The organism is Proteus sp. HMSC14B05 (genome assembly GCF_001808035.1).
Classification (GTDB): domain Bacteria; phylum Pseudomonadota; class Gammaproteobacteria; order Enterobacterales; family Enterobacteriaceae; genus Proteus; species Proteus mirabilis.
Genome location: NZ_KV791955.1, coordinates 53,057 through 72,250, shown reverse-complemented (window position 1 = coordinate 72,250; position 19,194 = coordinate 53,057). Strand labels below are relative to the sequence as shown.

16 protein-coding genes are annotated in these 19,194 nt (G+C 37.4%); 7 read left to right on the top strand and 9 right to left on the bottom strand.

The genetic code is table 11. The features are described 5' to 3' along the window. Positions 1 to 41: 41 nt before the first annotated feature. Both rarD and HMPREF3129_RS00320 read right to left on the bottom strand, forming a co-directional pair. Entirely contained in the window at positions 42 to 953 is a 912-nt protein-coding gene (gene rarD, locus HMPREF3129_RS00325; protein ID WP_004248658.1) for an EamA family transporter RarD, read from the bottom strand. 240 nt (positions 954 to 1,193) lie between these two features. Then, positions 1,194 to 2,141 (bottom strand): aminoimidazole riboside kinase, encoded by a 948-nt coding sequence (locus tag HMPREF3129_RS00320; protein ID WP_004244286.1) that lies wholly within the window; start codon positions 2,139 to 2,141, stop codon positions 1,194 to 1,196. A 229-nt stretch (positions 2,142 to 2,370) separates the two neighbouring features. Between HMPREF3129_RS00320 and HMPREF3129_RS00315 the strand changes: the two genes are divergently transcribed. Continuing rightward, positions 2,371 to 3,837 (top strand): glycoside hydrolase family 32 protein, encoded by a 1,467-nt coding sequence (locus HMPREF3129_RS00315; RefSeq protein ID WP_004248659.1) that lies wholly within the window; start codon positions 2,371 to 2,373, stop codon positions 3,835 to 3,837. A 44-nt stretch (positions 3,838 to 3,881) separates the two neighbouring features. On the opposite strand, the gene HMPREF3129_RS00310 is transcribed toward HMPREF3129_RS00315, so the two are convergent. Next, positions 3,882 to 4,877, bottom strand: coding sequence for a LacI family DNA-binding transcriptional regulator (locus HMPREF3129_RS00310; RefSeq protein WP_004244288.1), 996 nt, complete (start codon positions 4,875 to 4,877; stop codon positions 3,882 to 3,884). Between the two features lie 474 nt (positions 4,878 to 5,351). Here HMPREF3129_RS00310 and HMPREF3129_RS00305 point away from each other — a divergent pair, with 474 nt between their 5' ends. From HMPREF3129_RS00305 to allS, 6 genes are all read left to right on the top strand, one after another. Beyond that, on the top strand, positions 5,352 to 5,987 hold the full coding sequence (locus HMPREF3129_RS00305; protein WP_004244289.1) for a response regulator transcription factor: 636 nt from the start codon (positions 5,352 to 5,354) through the stop codon (positions 5,985 to 5,987). Positions 5,988 to 6,937: 950 nt separating this feature from the next. Beyond that, positions 6,938 to 7,606 (top strand): CDP-alcohol phosphatidyltransferase family protein, encoded by a 669-nt coding sequence (locus HMPREF3129_RS00300; protein WP_004244291.1) that lies wholly within the window; start codon positions 6,938 to 6,940, stop codon positions 7,604 to 7,606. Then, positions 7,603 to 8,283: a lysophospholipid acyltransferase family protein gene (locus tag HMPREF3129_RS00295; RefSeq protein ID WP_004250285.1), complete on the top strand. Its 681-nt coding sequence runs from the start codon at positions 7,603 to 7,605 to the stop codon at positions 8,281 to 8,283. Before HMPREF3129_RS00300 ends, HMPREF3129_RS00295 begins: the two co-directional genes overlap by 4 nt. Beyond that, positions 8,276 to 9,211, top strand: coding sequence for a phosphatidate cytidylyltransferase (locus HMPREF3129_RS00290; protein ID WP_004244293.1), 936 nt, complete (start codon positions 8,276 to 8,278; stop codon positions 9,209 to 9,211). The genes HMPREF3129_RS00295 and HMPREF3129_RS00290 overlap by 8 nt, the downstream gene beginning before the upstream one ends. A 271-nt stretch (positions 9,212 to 9,482) precedes the next feature. After that, on the top strand, positions 9,483 to 10,304 hold the full coding sequence (locus HMPREF3129_RS00285; protein ID WP_036918914.1) for a CPBP family intramembrane glutamic endopeptidase: 822 nt from the start codon (positions 9,483 to 9,485) through the stop codon (positions 10,302 to 10,304). Between the two features lie 358 nt (positions 10,305 to 10,662). Further along, positions 10,663 to 11,577: an HTH-type transcriptional activator AllS gene (gene allS / locus HMPREF3129_RS00280; RefSeq protein ID WP_004244295.1), complete on the top strand. Its 915-nt coding sequence runs from the start codon at positions 10,663 to 10,665 to the stop codon at positions 11,575 to 11,577. Between the two features lie 49 nt (positions 11,578 to 11,626). Here the strand turns inward: allS and HMPREF3129_RS00275 are convergent, their stop codons facing one another. The 6 genes from HMPREF3129_RS00275 to HMPREF3129_RS00250 all read right to left on the bottom strand — a co-directional run bounded on the left by HMPREF3129_RS00275 (position 11,627) and on the right by HMPREF3129_RS00250 (position 18,932). Next, positions 11,627 to 12,871 carry an MFS transporter gene (locus HMPREF3129_RS00275; protein ID WP_036918916.1) on the bottom strand — a complete coding sequence of 415 codons (1,245 nt, stop codon included), beginning with the start codon at positions 12,869 to 12,871 and terminating at the stop codon, positions 11,627 to 11,629. Between the two features lie 24 nt (positions 12,872 to 12,895). Beyond that, a complete protein-coding gene (locus tag HMPREF3129_RS00270; protein WP_036905094.1) occupies positions 12,896 to 13,801 on the bottom strand; it encodes a carbamate kinase in 906 nt (301 codons plus the stop codon). A 47-nt stretch (positions 13,802 to 13,848) separates the two neighbouring features. Further along, positions 13,849 to 14,673 (bottom strand): oxamate carbamoyltransferase subunit AllH family protein, encoded by an 825-nt coding sequence (locus HMPREF3129_RS00265; RefSeq protein ID WP_036918919.1) that lies wholly within the window; start codon positions 14,671 to 14,673, stop codon positions 13,849 to 13,851. A gap of 36 nt (positions 14,674 to 14,709) precedes the next feature. After that, complete coding sequence (locus HMPREF3129_RS00260; RefSeq protein ID WP_004244300.1) at positions 14,710 to 15,975, bottom strand: YlbE family protein; 1,266 nt, start codon at positions 15,973 to 15,975, stop codon at positions 14,710 to 14,712. A 12-nt stretch (positions 15,976 to 15,987) separates the two neighbouring features. Then, positions 15,988 to 17,655 carry an acyl-CoA synthetase FdrA gene (locus HMPREF3129_RS00255; RefSeq protein ID WP_004244301.1) on the bottom strand — a complete coding sequence of 556 codons (1,668 nt, stop codon included), beginning with the start codon at positions 17,653 to 17,655 and terminating at the stop codon, positions 15,988 to 15,990. 599 nt (positions 17,656 to 18,254) lie between these two features. Then, positions 18,255 to 18,932, bottom strand: coding sequence for a hydrolase (locus HMPREF3129_RS00250; RefSeq protein WP_004244302.1), 678 nt, complete (start codon positions 18,930 to 18,932; stop codon positions 18,255 to 18,257). Positions 18,933 to 19,194 lie beyond the last annotated feature (262 nt).

Sequence of the window (19,194 nt, the reverse complement as noted above, 5' to 3'; positions counted from 1 at the left end):
TTTAACAAAGAGAAAAATAGCCATAGTAAAATTTAAATACTTTATATTTTTTGGCTATGCTGACCTTTATGAATTTTTAAGGCATTAAGGCGCTTTCTAATCAGCGCAAAAATACAACACAATAGCCCTAACCAAATCAATGAAAAACTTACTCCTTTCACAGCATCAAATGCTTCATGGAATAGGAATACGGCCAGTAAAAACTGCATTGTCGGTTCAATATACTGTGCTAAACCAATAACGGTTAAGGTGGTTCTTTTGATTGCTGCGGTAAAAAACAGTAAAGGGAGAATAGTCACTGGGGCGGTTAAAATATAATAGAAACGAGTTAAATTGTCTGCAGAAGAAAACGCACTTTCATCTCGCATAATCAGCCAAATCATCGCCCCTATAGCGACCGGAATTAGCCACAGAGTTTCAATAAATAATGAAGTTATGACATCAAAACGAATAAATTTACGAATGAGTCCATAAATCGCAAATGCGCCACCCATCACGAGTGCCAGTATGGGTAATTGACCATACATCCATAATTGATATCCCACTCCTGCACAAATTAATATTACCGCCCATTTTTCAGCAGGATTTAATTTCTCTTTAAGAAAGATAACGCCCAATACAATAGAAAAAAGTGGATTAATAAAATACCCCAGACTGGCGGCTAAGACTTGTTGATGCGTAAGTGCATAAGTAAAGGTGCACCAAGAGACTGCCATTGCTAATGAACTAAATAAACACATAAAAATAGAGCGTCTATCTTGGAGAACAGCACGCCAGCGAGTTCTATTTTTAATAAATAATCGAACCAGTAATAACAGGGGAATAGACCAAATAAGACGTTGTGCAAGTAACTCTAATGGTTGAGCACCGGGTAATAGCCGATAAAAAAGAGGGGTTATTCCCCATAAAATATAGGAGCAAATGGCTAATAACACACCTGACTGAGCCCACATATGACTTTCCACCAATAGCGTTAAAGAGACCTTACTATCATACGCCGAAAACGAATCAAACAATATGATCATATCCGCTACTTATCAGCGTCAAAGTAAGCGATTATCAAAATAAACCACTGAGTAAAACATAAAAAAAATCTCTATAAATAAAGTTGTATAAACCTTATTTATAGAGATCACAAAAAGACCAGAGCAAAGGGGAAAATAGGACTTACAAGCAAATAAACAAATAATCCATTAAAAAATATCTCGTACATGTAACGGCGGTTGTTTACTGACAAATTCACGCAATACTTTTCGGCTCGGTGCTGCAGCAATAGCGCCCTTTTTAGTGGTTGCTAATGCGCCACAGGCCGCGGCTTGCGTAATAATTTTTAATAAATATTGTTCATCATCAGCAAAACCATATTCTGCAACTGCGGCTAATAATCCTGACATAAAGGCATCACCTGCCCCTGTGGTATCAACACAATTGACGGTAAAGGCACTCAAGGCAACTTGTGTTGTAGGCGTCAACACTAAACATCCTTTAGAGCCTTGGGTGATCACTTTTAAACGAGCAGGATAATCAGCTAATTTTTTTAATGCATTTTCTAACGTAATTTCCTGAGTCATCCAAGTCAGCTCATCTTCAGATAATTTCAAAATATCTGCTTTATGAGCATATTCATCGATGATCGCACGCATTTCTTCATGATCACGCCACATTTGGGGACGTAAATTAATATCGAAACTCAGTAAAGAGTCGCTATTTTTTACTTTACTAATAGCACTATCTAGCGTCGAGCGACAAATTGGGTTAACTAAAGCAAGTGAACAAAAATGTAAAATGTCTTTTTCAAATACAGGCAGTGATTTATTGGTAAGAAATTGATCAGCAGAGTCCGCAACTAAAAAAGTAAAATCTCGTTCGCCATTTTCTTGCAACGAAACTAAGACTGTACTGGTACGATGTAATTCATCAAATTCCATTGTGCTGGTGTCTACACCGAGATCAAATAACGTTTTTTGCATAAAGTGACCAAATGCATCTTCACCGACCCGACCAATAAAGCCACTTTGCTGTCCTAATTTTGCAACACCTGCAGCGACATTCACTGGTGCTCCACCAGCACATGCTTCATATTGCATATTTTGCAGTGGAATTAGGTCAACAACCGCATCACCTAAAGACCAGACTTTCATAATCTCTCCTGAAGATAAGCCACTATTTTTATTCACTATATTGTATTTTTATCAGTATTAATAACTAAAAAAATAAAGATATTGCTCGAAAAAACATCCTGATAACGTTAACATAATGGTGTACAATAATAAAGATAAATTCAAACAACACGCTTTTTAACCCTAAATGTTATCGCTAATAAGGGTGACATATAGCTTACAGAATAACTGATAAAATCAGGATAATGAGATGAAGCAACGTTTAGAACAATCGACAACTGCCCTAAATGCCTTACAAAAAAAACGTGGAGAGCAATTTTATCCTCAATTCCATTTAGCCGCTCCTGCGGGATGGCTTAATGATCCTAATGGCCTTGTTTATCATAACGGCTTATATCATGCATTTTATCAACATCATCCTTTTTCTGAACTTTGGGGGCCGATGCATTGGGGACATGCTACCAGCAAAGATATGATCCACTGGCAACATCAGCCAATCGCCCTTGCTCCGGGCAATGAGTATGATAAAAGTGGTTGCTTTTCCGGATCAGCGGTAAGTCATGAAGGTAAATTATACCTCTTTTATACCGGCCATAACTGGTTAGCAGAAGAAGGCGATGACAGCCAAATTTACCAAGCACAATGTGTGGCAGTCAGTGAAGATGGGATCCATTTTGAAAAGAAAGGCATTATTTTACCACCACCACAAGGATATATGCACTTTCGTGATCCAAAGGTTTGGTTTCAAGAAGGGAAATGGTGGATGGTAGTCGGTGCCCGCGATGAAAAAGACCAAGGCCAAGTGCTACTTTTCTCCAATGACACCCTATTTGAAGAAGGGAAACAATGGCGTTCGGAGTACAAGGTATTAGGCAAAACCGATGATAAAAACGTCTACATGTGGGAATGCCCTGACTTTTTTCCTATCAGTGATGATAACGAATTTGCTCTTGTTTTTTCACCACAAGGAAAACGCGCTGAAGGTTATCAATACCGTAATCTGTTTCAAACCGGTGCACTGATCGGTCAGTGGTCACCAAAACAACCTTTTATCATACATGGTCATTTTACTGAGCTTGATAATGGTCATGACTATTATGCTCCACAATCTTTTGTTACTGCTGATGGTCGCCGTGTTTCTATGGGATGGATGGATATGTGGAACTCCCCTATGCCTTCGCAACAGGAGTTTTGGGCTGGTTGTTTCACGCTTCCTCGTGAAATTAACTTTGATAAAAGGGCAAACCGTTTACGTATGACCCCGATAAAAGAAGTTGAAAGTCTCAGACAAACAAGAAATACGATAGAGATGACCACACTCAATAACCAAGCGCTTAAATTACTCGATAAGACACCAGCTATTGAGTTAAATTTAACCTGGTCATTAGATAGCCAAGCGGAAAAATTTGGATTATGGCTAGGAAAAGGTTTAGAGGTATTTGTCGATAATCAATCAAATCGCTTTGTGATCCGTCGCCATTATCCACAATATAATATCAGTGGATCACGTAGCACACCGTTGCCAGTAGGAAGCGAAATTAACTTACGTATATTTATTGATCGCTCATCAATAGAGGTTTTTATCAATCACGGAGAGCTGACCTTTAGTAGCCGTTATTATGCAGATGAAAATGATCGCGATTTATCGCTATTTGCCACAGATGGCAGTGCCACATTAATCGCTGGCGAATATTGGACACTATCAACGATAAGTTAAGCGTTGTGATGTTTCTATACTCTCTAACGGAAAAGAGAGTCTCGTTACAGAGACTCTCGTTCAATTAACTGACAGGGGACTTGTACTGTTTTATTATGATTACGCTCTTGAATAATATGTAATGTTGCTTCTTTGCCTAAGTCATAATGTGGCAACTGTACTGTGGTGAGTGGCGGATAGAATAACTCCCCCGTTCCTATCATATTGTCATAGCCTAATACAGCCACTTGCTCAGGAATACGTAATCCCATCGACAGTAAAACTTGATAAGCCAAAAATGCGATACGATCATTACCACAGATTAAAATATCAAAATCTGCTTTTTGCTGACGACAGTGTTGTTGTAACAATCCAATCACATCACGGTAATGTTCATCGCCAAATAACATTGTGTATTGACGCAATGATGACAAAGGTAAGCCGGCATCTTGCCAAGCATCTTCGACCGCTTTACGGCGAATAGGGCCTGCAACGGTATCTTCGGGTAGATAAAAACATAACGGATGCCGATAACCTTTTTCAATCACGTGTTTTATCGCAAAATATTGTCCGTGATAATCATCAGGAATATAGGTTGGAAAAGTTTGATCTTTAGCTAGGCAGTTGGCAAGTACCACATTTTTATCACGTAGCTTTTCATGTACCGTGATTTCTCGCAATCCCATTGTGGTATAGATGATACCATCTGGACGTTGAGCTAACAGTTGCCAAATGGCTTGATCATACCCCTCTTGTTCAGTGAGGTTTACAACAAATGAACTCCAGCCAAACTGACGAGCGGTACGCTCAATGGATAAAATCATTTCCACGGAAAAAGGGGTCGTTGCGGTATCAATACCAAGCACACCGATCGATGAGACCTTAGTCCCTTGACCTCGAATTTTTCGCGCTGAAAAATCGGGCACATAATTCAGTTCTTCGATTGCACGTTGGACTTGTTTCAACGTATCTGGTTTTAATAACTCAGGGTTATTAATCGCTCTTGAGACTGTCATCAAAGAAACAGATGCAAGTCGAGCAACATCTTTCAGTGACGCCATAATATTGGCTCGATTGGGTTGTTAAGTAAGGTAATTATAAATAATGCTCTATTTTACAATAAGTAAAGAGAGAAATCCACATTCTCAAGACCATACAAATATAAGTATGACAAATTATTTTAGTTAATAAACTAATCAAAAAACAATTATCAATATTAATTATACTCACACTAGATGTTTAATATAGTTAAAAACACTTACGATAAAAAACTTAGTTACAATTAATAACAGTTATATGAACTTCGTTTATAGAAGAAAAATATCTTTAACGATAAAATAGAAATATTGAAACAAAACAAAGTTCTGATATTTTATCTATAATATAATGAAAAAGTATTAATACTTTTTTATTTAATATATCCTTATTATGGCTCCGTTACGTGAATACTACTCTACATAGAAAATTTATAAATTAGTCAAATTTCGTTACTCATTTACTCTTGATTAAGAGAGGAATAAAATTGGGAGCAACATATGGAATCGATAATCCATCTGATCACTTTCGAAGATGACAGCACAAAAGTTCAACTTAAAGCAGTGCTTTCTTCTTTAGCGGCAAATGTGAAAACCTATTCAAATGAACAGGCATTTTTAAAGTACTATTTTTCATCAACTAAAGGGGCTCATAAAGAGTGCATCATAATTAACACTAAAAGTAGTGCATCGCCATCAATTGCGTTGGTAAAAGAGTTAAACAAATTAAAGAATATCATTCCTGTTATAATTATTTCGGGAGATGCATCGATAGAAAGTTGCCGTAACGCATTTAAAGCGGGGGCTTTCGAATATTTAACTCGCCCTTTAAACGTCAATGAGCTTCTTAATATTGTGTCAGAATCTTTTTTACACTATGAAAGTGAGGTTGAGCAATTCAGAACCTATATTTCTTTAAAAGATAAGTTTAGTAAACTATCAAATAGAGAAAAAGAGGTAATGGAGATGATCCTTGACGGTAACACCAGTAAAGAAGCAGCCGAAAAGCTCTCTTTATCACCAAGAACAGTGGAAGTTCATCGTTCGAATATGTATACAAAACTAAAAATAAGATCACTACCACAACTAGTACAAGAATATGATTTCTTTAAAAAATATGACTTAAGAGCCAATTAAATTTAGCCCGTATATCTTCTTTATCATTAGATGATATCCAGCGCTTGTATAACAGCTTAATCGACTTTCGTTTCATTATTATTTATTAATGAGAGTAAACTGTATTGTAAAAATATTCTATTTTTGATGAATAAGTATTGAATATGGAAATAATAAATATACTAAGCTCCATTCTGCAACAGAAGGGAAGGCTATCCTATTTTGACGCCTCCCTTTCATAAGTCATACAAATACTTCAACCCTTAACCTGAACAATTAGTATATTTTATTTTTATAATCGCTATTATTAATAACGCCCTCCCTATTCATTATTAATAATGGCGAAACGATAAAATAAATACTATTTAATTTGACATAAATCATTTTTCACCTCTTACAGACATAACTACTATTGACAATCAATTTCTGATTTACTGTCTTATTTTTTAACTAAAAATATTGCTGATTAAAAAAGAACAAAAAAGGAATCGCTGTCTCTTTTTTATGTCTAGATAAAGTACAGTAATTGTCTAGTGACTTTAAATTAATCTATATTTACCTTATAGAAAAAATAATTAAAATAACAAAAAAAATCATAAACAACCTCATAAAATAGCTGATGGATGTCATAACTCTGGTTCTTTTTAGTCTATTATTTAGAAATTAATTCTCTTTATTGTTGAGCTATTTTAATATATAACAAATTTTTTCTACTCACCCACATCATAATAAGAATATCATTTTAGGAAAAATGATTACGTAAAAACAACTAAACAAAAATAAGTATTAACACCTAAAGAATAAATATTTTTTGTCGATTGAATATTTATCCTAGCTTAATCAATGAGCCTACTTTTTTATTCACTTATAAAATTTATTAGATAATCTTATAATTTGATCTTCATTTTCTTTTTACTTAAACGTATTATGCTAATACCTTGTGTACTCACTAATATTTTTTTGTAAAAAAAATGAATAATGAAGAAAAAAATCGTCGTCCTATAAAAGCAAGACAAACCAACTGGGCAACTCGCTGTAGTCGCTGGCTGCAAAGCAAAGGCGCTACCCCCAATGGGATCTCTTTATTTAGTATCCTATTCGCTGCTATCTCCGGTTTGTTTCTCTACTTTGCTCTCGCTCACTCCCAAGGCCTACTTCAATCAATCCTTCTTATTTTAGGTGCATTAGCTATCCAGGGTAGACTTATCTGTAACCTACTCGATGGCATGGTCGCAGTTGAAGGCGGATTAAAAAGTCCTGCTGGTGCCGTTTATAACGAACTACCAGACCGAATAGCTGATACATTGATTATTATTGGTGTAGGTTATGGTTTATCCATCACTTTTCCTATCGCTATTACCTTAGGCTGGGTAGCCGCTTTCTTTGCGGTAATGACAGCTTATATCCGTGTATTAGGTGGTAGTTGTGGGTTAGAACAGCGTTTTACGGGACCAATGGCCAAGCAACATAGAATGGCATTATTAACCGGTATTGCCATTATCTCTGCATTTATTCCCGCTGAATGGGGAGCATGGCTCTGTTTAGTCTCCCTGTGGATCATTATCTTCGGCTCTGTACTTACTACCATTTTGAGAACTCGCCAAATTTTACGCGATTTAACACAAGGAGTTGATGAATGAAAAATGGCAAACTCTCTTTCGATGCAAAAATCATATCATCAGTCTTAGTCTCTATCTGCCGTTTTTTAACCGGGATCAGAGCCAAACAAATATCTCCGATTGAGAAAGATAAACCTTGTATTTATTACGCAAATCACTCAAGTCATCTAGATGGTTTAGTTATTTGGTCTTCACTTGCCCCCCATATTCGCCCATTTGTGCACCCTGTTGCTGCAGAAGATTATTGGAATAAAAACCGTTTACGTCGTTATCTTTCTCGTCGTATCTTTCGTGCAGTTTTGATCCCACGTCACGCGAATAAAACAAATGTTACTGAAGGAAATGGTGAAACAACAACTGCACCTCAGAAAGTAAATGCTCTTACACTGATGCAGGCTGTTTTAGATAAAGGTGAATCGCTAATTATTTTTCCTGAAGGGACTAGAGGTAACGGTGAGTCTATTCAGGATTTTAAAGCCGGTCTTTGGCATTTGTCCCGTAACAATCCACAGGCTCAATTAGTCCCTATCTATCTTGAAAACTTAAACCGCGTACTTCCTAAAGGCTCTCGGCTTGTTGTTCCTATCATTTGTAGTGCCACATTTGGCCCTCCTATTGAGCCGACACATGAAAATGAAGATAAGACTGAATTTCTATTAAGAGCCAAAAGTGCGTTAGAGGAGTTACATCATGGATAGTATCAACAATGAAATTCTCTGGATCTTTATCGGGCTATTCTCCTTTTTAATTATTGCCAGTATTATTGGTGCGATCCTTGCGGCACTCAAAGGTCCTACCTCAACCATTACCAATCTTAATTCTCGAATTAAAGCTTGGTGGATCATGTGTATCATTTCTGCCGTCGCTATTAGTATTGGAACAATAGGCTCAGTTATCCTCTTCGCCTTAATTTCATGGCTTGCATTACGTGAATTGGTTACATTAACCCCGACTCATCGAGGTGATCACGAAGCACTTTTTTGGTGTTTCTTTGTCGTGCTGCCTATCCAATATATTCTCGTCGGTGTGCAATGGTATAATTTGCTAGCCATCTTTATTCCGGTTTATGCCTTCTTATTAATTCCAACACGTATGGCGCTTTCCGGAGATACTCATCACTTTCTCGAACGTATGGCAAAAGTGCAATGGAGTGTCATGATAGCTATCTATTGCCTTAGCTACGCTCCAGCATTATTAATGTTACCGATAGAAGGCTTTGAAGGACGTAATATTAACTTATTACTGTTTTTGATGATCGTGGTACAGACTTCTGATGTTTTACAATATGTGTTTGGTAAACTATTTGGCAAACATCCTATCGTACCGAAATTAAGTCCTAATAAAACCATCGAAGGTTTCTTTGGCGGCATTATTTCAGCCAGCCTTATAGGGATGATGTTATGGTGGGCAACACCTTTCACATGGTGGGCTGCTTTTTTACTCTCTTTAGTCATCACACTCGCAGGCTTTGCTGGCGGTTTATGTATGTCAGCCATAAAAAGAGACAGTGGCGTAAAAGATTTCGGTACTATGATTGAAGGCCACGGCGGTATGATGGATAGAATGGATTCTTTGTGCTTTGCCGCCCCTATTTTCTTCCACGTTATTCGCTATTTCTACGTGTAATTCCCTTTTGAATAAATGCTGGTAATCTGCAAAATTATTACCAGCATTTCTATAAATAAATCATCGAGTTATTATCGTCAATGTAATTAATCGCTTGTTTTAACTCAATTAAAAACACCTATACTTAAGCTTTATTTTTATAAATCAACATATTAAATAAGAATAATCCCATACTCGAAATCCGACCACTTCTTTTTTAACTTATTGTCATAGATCACATTATTACTATCTTTTAATCTAGCGTTTCCTTTTTATTTTTTTGTAGATAATTATGATCACTTGGTTACTTCTTGCTTTATCTTTATTGTTATTAGGGTTCCATCGCAAACTTGCACTTACTACTTTAGCTATAACCACCATTAGCGCATTTATAACAGGTGTTATCACTTGGTATGCACTTCCGGTTATATTGAGCTTGATTTTACTCTCTTATGCATATCGCCATTACAAAACCAATCGTCTTATTGCCACTATTGTTATTCTTGCATTTATCGCCATTATTGTTGGGTTAACTTTTCATTTTATTCCTGGTTTTAATAACTTACGCTACATTAAACATGTTCCATTAGGGCAATATAGCCCCCCTTTCTCTTTTTATTTCAATGCCGATAAAGCAGTAATCCCTTTTATTTTAATGATTTTTATTCCTACATTATTTAAAACGGAACCAGTAAAAAAAGCCAATAAATATCAATGGGTTTTACTGGCTATGGCGATCCCCGCACTGTTATTATTCGCAATGGCATTGGGTGGACTCGCTATTGAATTACATTTACCACAATGGCTACCCGCCTTTATGTTAGCAAATATTTTCTTTGTCTCTCTTGCTGAAGAAGCACTATTTAGAGGGGCCATACAGCAAAGTCTATCTCGCTATTTATCTCCCTATCTTGCGCTATTTATTACCGCTATTTTATTTGGTTTAGTCCATTTTGCCGGAGGAATATTACTCATTATCTTCGCCTCATTGGCAGGTATTATTTATGGCTTAGCGTGGATGTGGAGCGGTAGGCTTTGGGTTGCTACACTCTTTCATTTTGCACTGAATCTCACTCACCTGCTTTTTTTCACTTACCCTTTTAAAATCGCGTAAGTGCTATATTATTCTGCTGTATTTTAAGTTTTAGTATTCCAGCCTCTTTACTCGTTTAATACTGATACGAGTAAAGAGGATAGGTGAAACGTGAAAGCAGTCACACTATTAACTTATCGATCATCTTAATTTTCCCATCATTAGCTGAAATTTTTTGTTAGTATGCCCTTTATCGCTTATCTATAAATAACAAAAATTTTATACAACATATAATAACAAATAAGCCAAAATAACAGCGATTGACAGCATAAAAAATACCCACTATTGCACTGTGATAGGTATCCATCACACAAAAATAGATTATTTTTACCATACACATTATGTGACTTTTACCTCTTTCACCATCAGGAAAAAGAATATGTTAGATCAAGAGATGATCCGTACTTTTATTCAAGTAGCAGATTGCCAAAGCTTTACTAAAGCGGCGGAGATGTTACACAAAACATCTGCGGCCATCAGCTATCGGATCAAAACCCTAGAAGAGAATATTGGTACACAGTTGTTTAATCGTACGACAAGAACCGTCACATTAACGCCGGCAGGAGAATATTTATTAGAGAAATGTCGCCAGTGGATTGTTTGGCTTGAATCAATGCCTATCGAGCTACAGCAGATGAATGCGGGAGTTGAGCACCAAGTTAATATTGTTATTAATAACTTACTCTATGATCGTACCGCCGTGGCCAGTATGTTAGCCTGCCTGCACCAGCGTTTTCCTTCTACCCAATTTCATATTACTCGACAAGTTTATATGGGAGTATGGGACGCGTTAATTAATGAAGATTACCATTTTGCCATTGGTGTCACAGGTAATGAATCACTGAAAAATAATATTAATATTTGTGCTATGGGGGAAATTCAATGGCAATTTGTCGTGGCACCAAATCATCCATTAGCCAATGTTAGTGGGGTATTAAGTGATGATCAAATGCGGATATACTCTGCCGTCAATGTTGAAGATACTTCACGCCATCTTTCCAAACGCACCGCTTGGCGTCTATCTGGACAACATGAAATTAAAGTGCCTGATTTACATACTAAACTAGCATGTCATTTAAAAGGTGTCGGGATCGGTTTTTTACCATTAAGTCTATGTAAGCCACTGATTGATAGTGGACAACTTATTGCAAAGGAAGTGAAAAATCGTCGCCATAATTCTCCCCTATCACTAGCTTGGTGCGAAGATAAAAAAGGTGCCGTTGTCAGCTATCTGGTTGATTTGTTCCGACAAGGGCATCCCAGTGTGCAATCTTTTTACGATCCCCTTAACTAAAAAAGGCAAACCGAAGTTTGCCCTTGTTGATAACATTAAACTTAATGCGTTAGTTGGTCGCTGTGGCGTCAGGATTTTCTTTAATAAATAAGCTTGCCACAATACCTATGCAAATCAGGATAGCAGCAAAATAGAAGCCGGAATCCATACTTCCTGTTTTATCTGATAAAAAACCCGTTAATGTAGGGGCAAATACTGAACCTAGCATACCAATACAGTTATACACACCAAAAGATGTCCCTAATGCATGGCGTGGTGAATTATCTGCCACTACCGCCACTAATACTGGATTAGTACTAATTTTCCCTACGATCCCGTATAAGATCAGTGCACCAATCAGTACCGGCATAGAATCTGACATAGGTACAGCAAGAATAGCCACCAAAGACAACGGTAACATAATTAATAGCACAGGCTTACGACGGCCTAATTTATCAGAGAACCAGCTAAATAAGAGTGAGCCAGGAATAGCAAACCAAGGCATGAGTGATGCAATGGTAGAGATCTGTGTTCCTGTAATACCACGCTCGGTTTCAAGATAATAGGGTAACCAAGTGACTAAAACAAAGAACCCATAGATTGAACAGAAGATAGTAATATAAGCAAGGTTAATATTACGGTTACCAAATAAATCTTTAAACGTCAGTTTTGTTTTCTGTTTTGGTGCATTAGGAGCCGTATCCGTAGCTTTCGTTTTAGGTTTATCTTTTATTATCCATAACATCATCAAACCAATGATAATAATAGGTACCCCAATAATATAGAATGGTGCACGCCAGCTCATCCCCATCTCACCGACAGAAATACTAGAGATGTAGTAACCGATGGATAAACCAAACGCCATACCACTATTGATAATGGCACTACCTAGCGTAATACGATGTTTTGGAATAGCTTCTGAAGATAAACCATATTGTGGACCATAATAGAATCCTTGGAATACCCCGACCATCACCCATGCAAACATAAAGGTGACATAAGTTGGCATCATCCCTGCGATAATGGTAAATCCACCAAAGAGCACAACACCCGTGACTAAGACTTTTTTCTTACCTAAATAGTCACCAATTATGCCTGATGGAATGTTCAGTGCTGTATAACCAATAAAGAACATACTCATAATTGAGCCAAGTTGCGCTTTGGTAAGATCAAACTCAGCACCAATATTCACCATTAAAGGACCGACAATGGCACGGCTACCATACAGTGCAATCCAACCAAAAAAGAAAATAATCGTCAGCTTGACCCAATAAGGGACTTTGCCTTTACTCTCATTCACTTGTGCATCGTTCATAATGACGCTCCTGACAGAATGTTATTAAGACTTATAAATTAAAGTGCCAGACTGACCTTCAATAACCTGTTGAATGTTTTGTAATGCGCCAATATGAGCTTGTTGTCCTGTGGCATTTACAAAATCACTGACAGCCATGATTTTTGGTCCCATTGCGCCATCAGCGACTGCCATTGGTGCAAGTTCTTCTGGTGTTGCTTCACGAATAGCAGCTTGTTCTGGTGTTCCCCAATTTTTATAAATGGCATCAGCCTCTGTTAAAATAACAAAGTGCTCTGCATTTAACTCACGAGAAATTAAAGCTGCAGTTAAATCTTTATCTATAACGGCTTCACTACCAATAAATTCATTATTTATATTATTAACGGGAATACCTCCTCCACCGCCACAAATAACAATATGACCTTTATCTAATAAAAGCTTTACTGCCTCTATATCAATTATTTTTTGAGGTGCTGGTGAAGGTACGACACGGCGATAATATTGCCCATCTTTTTTAAATGTCCATTGATATTTATTTATTAATTCTTCTTTTTCTGCTTCCTCATAAATAGGACCAATAAATTTACTCGGCTCTCTAAAAGCCTCATCATTAATATCAACAGAAACACGAGTCATTACTGTAGTAATTGCTTGCGTAGGATTATTTTGATTGATTTTCTGCATCATCATATAACCAATCATCCCCTGGCTTTCCGCGACCAAGATATCCAACGGATAGGCTGGAACCGCTTGATAAGCAAGATTTTGTAATGCTAACAACCCAACCTGAGGCCCATTACCATGTACTAAAACAACACGGTACTCTTGCGCTAATTTATTAATTGTCTCTGACATTAATTCAATATTTTTATATTGATTTTCAGCAGATAAAATTTCGCCGCGCTGTAATAATGCATTTCCGCCTAAAGCAATAACAATTGTTTTCATAATTATCCGTTTCCGAACGTTTATAATTTCTTTTTAATAAAAAAAGATTAATCTATACGCTGTTGTTGTTTAATTTGATAACCAATCCATAATCCCAGTAAAGTATCTGCACCGGAATGATGACCGATAGAGAGTATTTCCAACATATCTTTAAAAATAATCTCTTTATTTTTTATTTTTTTACCTAGTTGAATAAGATAGGTAGAAAATATTCCCCGTGTGGCGTATTCCAAATAATGTTGACTCACTATCGTAGTTAATGACGATAATGGTGGTGTTTCATTAAAAAAATGTTCAATCGATTTTTCTGGCTGTGCTAAATAATGCGCAAATAACATTCCCACCAGCATATCATCTGAACTCGGTGTTAACCCTGGACCTTTACCAATAAACATCGCCCAATTAACCGCTTTTCCAGACAATTGATGATAAAATAACTTTGTTAATAACTTAATTTCATCAAGTCGGGCGATTTTACGATAGTTTTTTAATGGCCCATAGAGTCCTGTCGCTATCACCGGAGATAATAGAGAAAAAAAACTCTCTAACCATCGTAAATCTAATGTCGCTTTATCTTGTAAACGCAAATTTTCACTATCACCGGCAATCAATGTCATATTATCTGCGATTGCGATTTGATTGTTTTTCATCCGCATTTTCAAAGCGGGATGACACTGCTTAGCCAAAGAATCAAAATCGGCTTGTTTCAGTAGCCACCCCATCGGGCTTAATCCTCTTCCTTGCCGATGAAAAGTGATTAAGCGTTGCTGAGGGCAAATAAAATTCAAAGCATGTTCATAAATGCCGACACATTTAAACTCACCTTCAAAAGCAAAGATATGCTGACTGGTTTGAAGTGCTTGAATTTGCATATTGCCCCCTGACGACCGTGTTATTACAAAACGTGATTAAGCTTCAATGCCTAATTCTTCTGCTAATGCCACTATCGCTTTTTCAAAACAGCCTAAAGGTGCACGTACCGTTCCTGCGCCAATTTGCCCAACCCCCGGCTCTTTATGAGCAATACCCGTATTAATTAGCGGTGTAATACCCGTTTCAACAACTCGACGAGCATCTAAACCTAAACACGCACCTTGGAAATCCCAAGTCGGTATTTGTAGCATCATATTACGAGCAAGGTAGATTTCAGCCATCTCTTCTGTCACTTCACGTGCTGCATCCATACCACCCGATGCTCCGACAAAGCGGGTTACTCCCGGAGCTGCAACCATTGCTGCACCACCAATACCGAAAGTTTCAGTAATAGCACTATCACCAATATCAGGGTTGGCATCTGCTTGGCTAAAACCAGAGAAGAATAATCCTTGTGGCGTATTAACCGGTGCAGTAAACCATTGATCACCCATACCACTTATTTTGATGCCAAAATTACTACCATTACGCGTCATTACCGTCACAATCGTACCTTGCTTAATTTGTGCTCCTGCGTCCATCGCTGCTTTACAATAAGCCATGGCTAAATTAAGGAAGAATTGGTCAGTAATACTGAGGAATTTGGTCACTTTAGTTATCTCAGCCGCATCTAAATCCAATGTGCTAAGAATTGGCGCCAGCTCTCGTAACAATAGTGCAGAAGCTGCAATATTACGTTGGTGGAATTCATCCCCCATCGTAATGGCTTGACCCATAATTGCCGTAAGGTCTATCCCATTCTCAATGGTGGCTAAAGCTGCTTTTAATACCGGAGCTAAGCTATTACGCATCCAATGCAAACGTTCTTGTACATCAGGACCATAAGCACCAAAACGCATCACTTTACCAATACCTTCGTTCATATTGCAGTAAGCATAGTTACCGTGAACATGGTTTTTAATCACTAGCATTGGCATATGAGCAGAAGTAATACCGCCCATCGGCCCTACTGCATTGACATTATGGCAAGGAATAAACTCAATCTCTCCCGCCTCTAACATAGCCAAGGCTTGCGCTTCATTTTCAGCCCAACCTTCAAATAAGCTAGCACCAATACAGGCGCCACGGACAGGGCCACTCATTTCTTGCCAAGTTACAGGAGGTCCCGCATGCAGTAATTTTTTTCCTGTTGCTAAAGTTGGCACTACTTCTTTTGCTAAACTCACATCACACCAGTGAGGACGGGCTTCACGGATACGTTCGATAACTGCTTCATTCGCTTGTTCGATAGTTGAGTACATATCTGCAATTCCTTATTTCAATTTCTTTAATATTTCAGCCAGTTTTTTATTACCACCTGCGACAGGTGCCCATTGATAATGAACAACAGGCGTACCACTGGATTGCAGATCGTCAGCAAAACTGCGTAATCCGGCGTTGATCACGGAGATCCCATTTAAAAGTGGTGAAATTTCAGCAGCGGCTTCTACTGGATGTGGCTGGATTAATTCTTTGGCTAACAGTACGACTTCTGGCAAGGTATCCATCACAATAATACCTGCATCTTGTAGCTGTTTTTGTTGCTCACTACGGTTTTGAGGATCTTCCTGCGTACCGGTAATAGTGGCGATAGTAATCAGTGGATTAGCTTCACCACGTTTTTCATTTAGTTTTTTAATTTCTTGAATTAATGCACCTGCTGGATCTGACGTTGCACCATAACCAATCACAAAGTCGACCAGTAATACGCCAATATCATGCTTATTACTTAATTCACTAATAAATTTATTGCGAGTAGAAGGATCTATCATTGGATGGGGTTTGCCTTGGGTATAAAAATCATCGCCCATATCAATAATTTTATGCCCTTGTGCATCTAGCATCGTACCTTGCTTATGTTCGTTATCTACCGCCACATTGAGTTGCTCAGATAACAACATCGCGCATTCTGCCGCTAATGTTCCACCCGCATATAATCCAATAATCTTTTTACCTGTCACTTTAGGTAACTGAGCAGCACTATCTTCAACACGTGCTAACGTAGCCGCAATACGCGCCGTTTCGTCTAAGGTGCGAGTAAAATAGATATTATCGTCTTGATATTTCTCTGGTGTTGTTCCTAAGAATTGCGCCACTATCGGTTTATTATGACGCTTCATTTCTGCAATGATTTTTTCACGTACTGCAGGCGCGGGAGGTTTAGAAACAAAAGCAATCACACGGGTTTGAGGATCTGCCGCTAGCATATTAATAGCCGTGATAGCACTAATGCCACCAATTTGCTCGCTGAGATCTCGTCCCCCCAGACCTATTGCATGAGAAACCCCTTGGCGTTGTAATACAATTTGTGAGGTGATCTCTTGAATTCCTGTCCCTGATGCACCAACGATACCAATAGAGCCTTTCGGTGCAATGTTAGCAAAGGCTAAAGGTGCGCCAGCAATATTTGCCGTACCACAGTCAGGCCCCATGACTATCAATCCGTTAGCGGCGGCTTTTTCTTTTAATGCTTTTTCATCAGCAATAGAGACGTTATCGGAAAATAGCATCACATTACAGCCATCTTCTAATCCCGTATCAGCTAATTCTGCCGCATACTCACCGGCAATAGAAATAAGCAACATATTAGCGTTAGGACTTTTTTGTTTAGCCGTACGCCAGCTACGTACAGTGGTTAATTTATTACCACTTTTTTGACCGTTAGCAATATCAGCTAAGGCTTCTTCTAACGCACTGGAGATAGTCTCGATAATAGCGGGATCGTCTGATTCAGCTTTAATCGAAACACAGATATCATTAGGTGTCGCTTCGTTAAAAATGTCATGCCAAAAACCGGTGACATCAAGGAGAGATTTATTCGCTGGTGTTCCCATCATGACGGAAATTTCTTCCACCTCAGGGGCTTCACTTAATTTTCGGGAAATTATCATCAGGCTGACGGAATCCTGAAAGCTCCCTTTTTTAATAAAAGCATGGATCATTATAATATCCTTAACGCATTTAATATATGTAACTGCACATATCTAGTTGCATTTCGTTTTTTTGATAATAAGAAGCCTATTTACTTAATAGCTTAAGTAATATAAATAAAATTCGAGATAGACATGTTTGAAACTCTGTATACAAACATACTGAATAAATATCAAAAAGTAGAGTGATTAAAGTCACAGTTATTTATTGTAAAAAATTTTTATTTAATCGGTCGCTATTTATTAAATAAATTATAATGAGTGGAATGGGTGAAAATAAAAAACAACAGATTGAGTAAATTAATTTATATAAAATAAATTAATCATATAGTTAGCCATACCAAATGGTATGACAAATCAAGGGATTTATAATAAATTTAACAAACAAGTAACATAACGCAGTTAGCCGATATTATCAACAAATAAAAAGCACTTTATTAATAAACAAAGTGCCTTAAATAATTTTCATATAAATAAACATAAGTCTACACTTTACTTTTACACCCTTGTTAAAAACAATATTATTGAAAAAAAAACAAAAATAATGCCTATAAAAATAATATTTATAGGCATTTTAAAATTAATAAGTTTTAAATAAATTCAAGAATAAATTAACGTTGTGAATCTAAAGTTTCATTATTCTTTATAACATCTTGAGCTTTACTATAACTTTCAATTAATAACTGATAAGCAGGGAATATTTGGGTATAAGCTTGAGCCCATTCAGCGGCATCTGCACGGTTCCAAGTTTTTTGCATTTCAGAAGCCACTGCTGCCGTATCCATAGGCACAACACCGGCTTGAACAATACGTGCTAAGGTAATTTCTTCTGCCATTTTGCTATACGTTCCTGATGCATCAATCACAGCAAAAACTTGATAACCTTCAGCAACAGCACTAATTGCTGGGAATGCCATGCAAACACTCGTAATAGTACCAGCAATAATTAATTGCTTTTTACCCGTTGCTTTCACAGCTTCAACAAACTCAGGGTTATCCCATGCGTTAATTTCACCTTTACGGGCAACATATTTAGCATGTGGTGCATTTTGATGAATTTCTGGAATTAATGGGCCATTAGGACCTTGAGGGACAGAAGCCGTTGTAATAACTGGCATCTTCGCTAATGTTGCCATTTTTGCTAATACCGCAGCACGAGCGCGTAATTCCGTCATTGGCATATCACCAACGGTTTGGAATAAACCACTTTGGTGATCGATCAATAACATAACAGCATCATCTGGATTAATAACTGGACGTTGACCATTGAAATTTGCAGGAGTACTCATTTATTTATTCCTTCTAATTAACAAAAACGATTATTAACAATATGAAGAAGATATAAGGAAATAGCGTTAATTATCTCCTCGCTCTCGATATAATTAACAATAGTCAATTAATTAAAAAGTCGGTAGTAGCAATAATGATAAACACTATTCTAAAAATAGAACACTGAAACACTTTTGTCATTGTTCTATTTTTAGAATAATGAAACCTATTTTCTCCTCTACTCAAATCAATATAGCTCATTAGAATACCACCTATAGAAAT

What these genes read in the sequence shown, in the direction of transcription:
- HMPREF3129_RS00250 (WP_004244302.1), bottom strand. Translation starts at nt 18,932, where the DNA reads ATGAGTACTCCTGCAAATTTCAATGGTCAACGTCCAGTTATTAATCCA.
- HMPREF3129_RS00310 (WP_004244288.1), bottom strand. Translation starts at nt 4,877, where the DNA reads ATGGCGTCACTGAAAGATGTTGCTCGACTTGCATCTGTTTCTTTGATG.
- HMPREF3129_RS00315 (WP_004248659.1), top strand. Translation starts at nt 2,371, where the DNA reads ATGAAGCAACGTTTAGAACAATCGACAACTGCCCTAAATGCCTTACAA.
- HMPREF3129_RS00270 (WP_036905094.1), bottom strand. Translation starts at nt 13,801, where the DNA reads ATGAAAACAATTGTTATTGCTTTAGGCGGAAATGCATTATTACAGCGC.
- HMPREF3129_RS00255 (WP_004244301.1), bottom strand. Translation starts at nt 17,655, where the DNA reads ATGATCCATGCTTTTATTAAAAAAGGGAGCTTTCAGGATTCCGTCAGC.
- HMPREF3129_RS00295 (WP_004250285.1), top strand. Translation starts at nt 7,603, where the DNA reads ATGAAAAATGGCAAACTCTCTTTCGATGCAAAAATCATATCATCAGTC.
- HMPREF3129_RS00285 (WP_036918914.1), top strand. Translation starts at nt 9,483, where the DNA reads ATGATCACTTGGTTACTTCTTGCTTTATCTTTATTGTTATTAGGGTTC.
- allS (WP_004244295.1), top strand. Translation starts at nt 10,663, where the DNA reads ATGTTAGATCAAGAGATGATCCGTACTTTTATTCAAGTAGCAGATTGC.
- HMPREF3129_RS00265 (WP_036918919.1), bottom strand. Translation starts at nt 14,673, where the DNA reads ATGCAAATTCAAGCACTTCAAACCAGTCAGCATATCTTTGCTTTTGAA.
- HMPREF3129_RS00290 (WP_004244293.1), top strand. Translation starts at nt 8,276, where the DNA reads ATGGATAGTATCAACAATGAAATTCTCTGGATCTTTATCGGGCTATTC.
- HMPREF3129_RS00260 (WP_004244300.1), bottom strand. Translation starts at nt 15,975, where the DNA reads ATGTACTCAACTATCGAACAAGCGAATGAAGCAGTTATCGAACGTATC.
- rarD (WP_004248658.1), bottom strand. Translation starts at nt 953, where the DNA reads ATGTGGGCTCAGTCAGGTGTGTTATTAGCCATTTGCTCCTATATTTTA.
- HMPREF3129_RS00320 (WP_004244286.1), bottom strand. Translation starts at nt 2,141, where the DNA reads ATGAAAGTCTGGTCTTTAGGTGATGCGGTTGTTGACCTAATTCCACTG.
- HMPREF3129_RS00305 (WP_004244289.1), top strand. Translation starts at nt 5,352, where the DNA reads ATGGAATCGATAATCCATCTGATCACTTTCGAAGATGACAGCACAAAA.
- HMPREF3129_RS00275 (WP_036918916.1), bottom strand. Translation starts at nt 12,871, where the DNA reads ATGAACGATGCACAAGTGAATGAGAGTAAAGGCAAAGTCCCTTATTGG.
- HMPREF3129_RS00300 (WP_004244291.1), top strand. Translation starts at nt 6,938, where the DNA reads ATGAATAATGAAGAAAAAAATCGTCGTCCTATAAAAGCAAGACAAACC.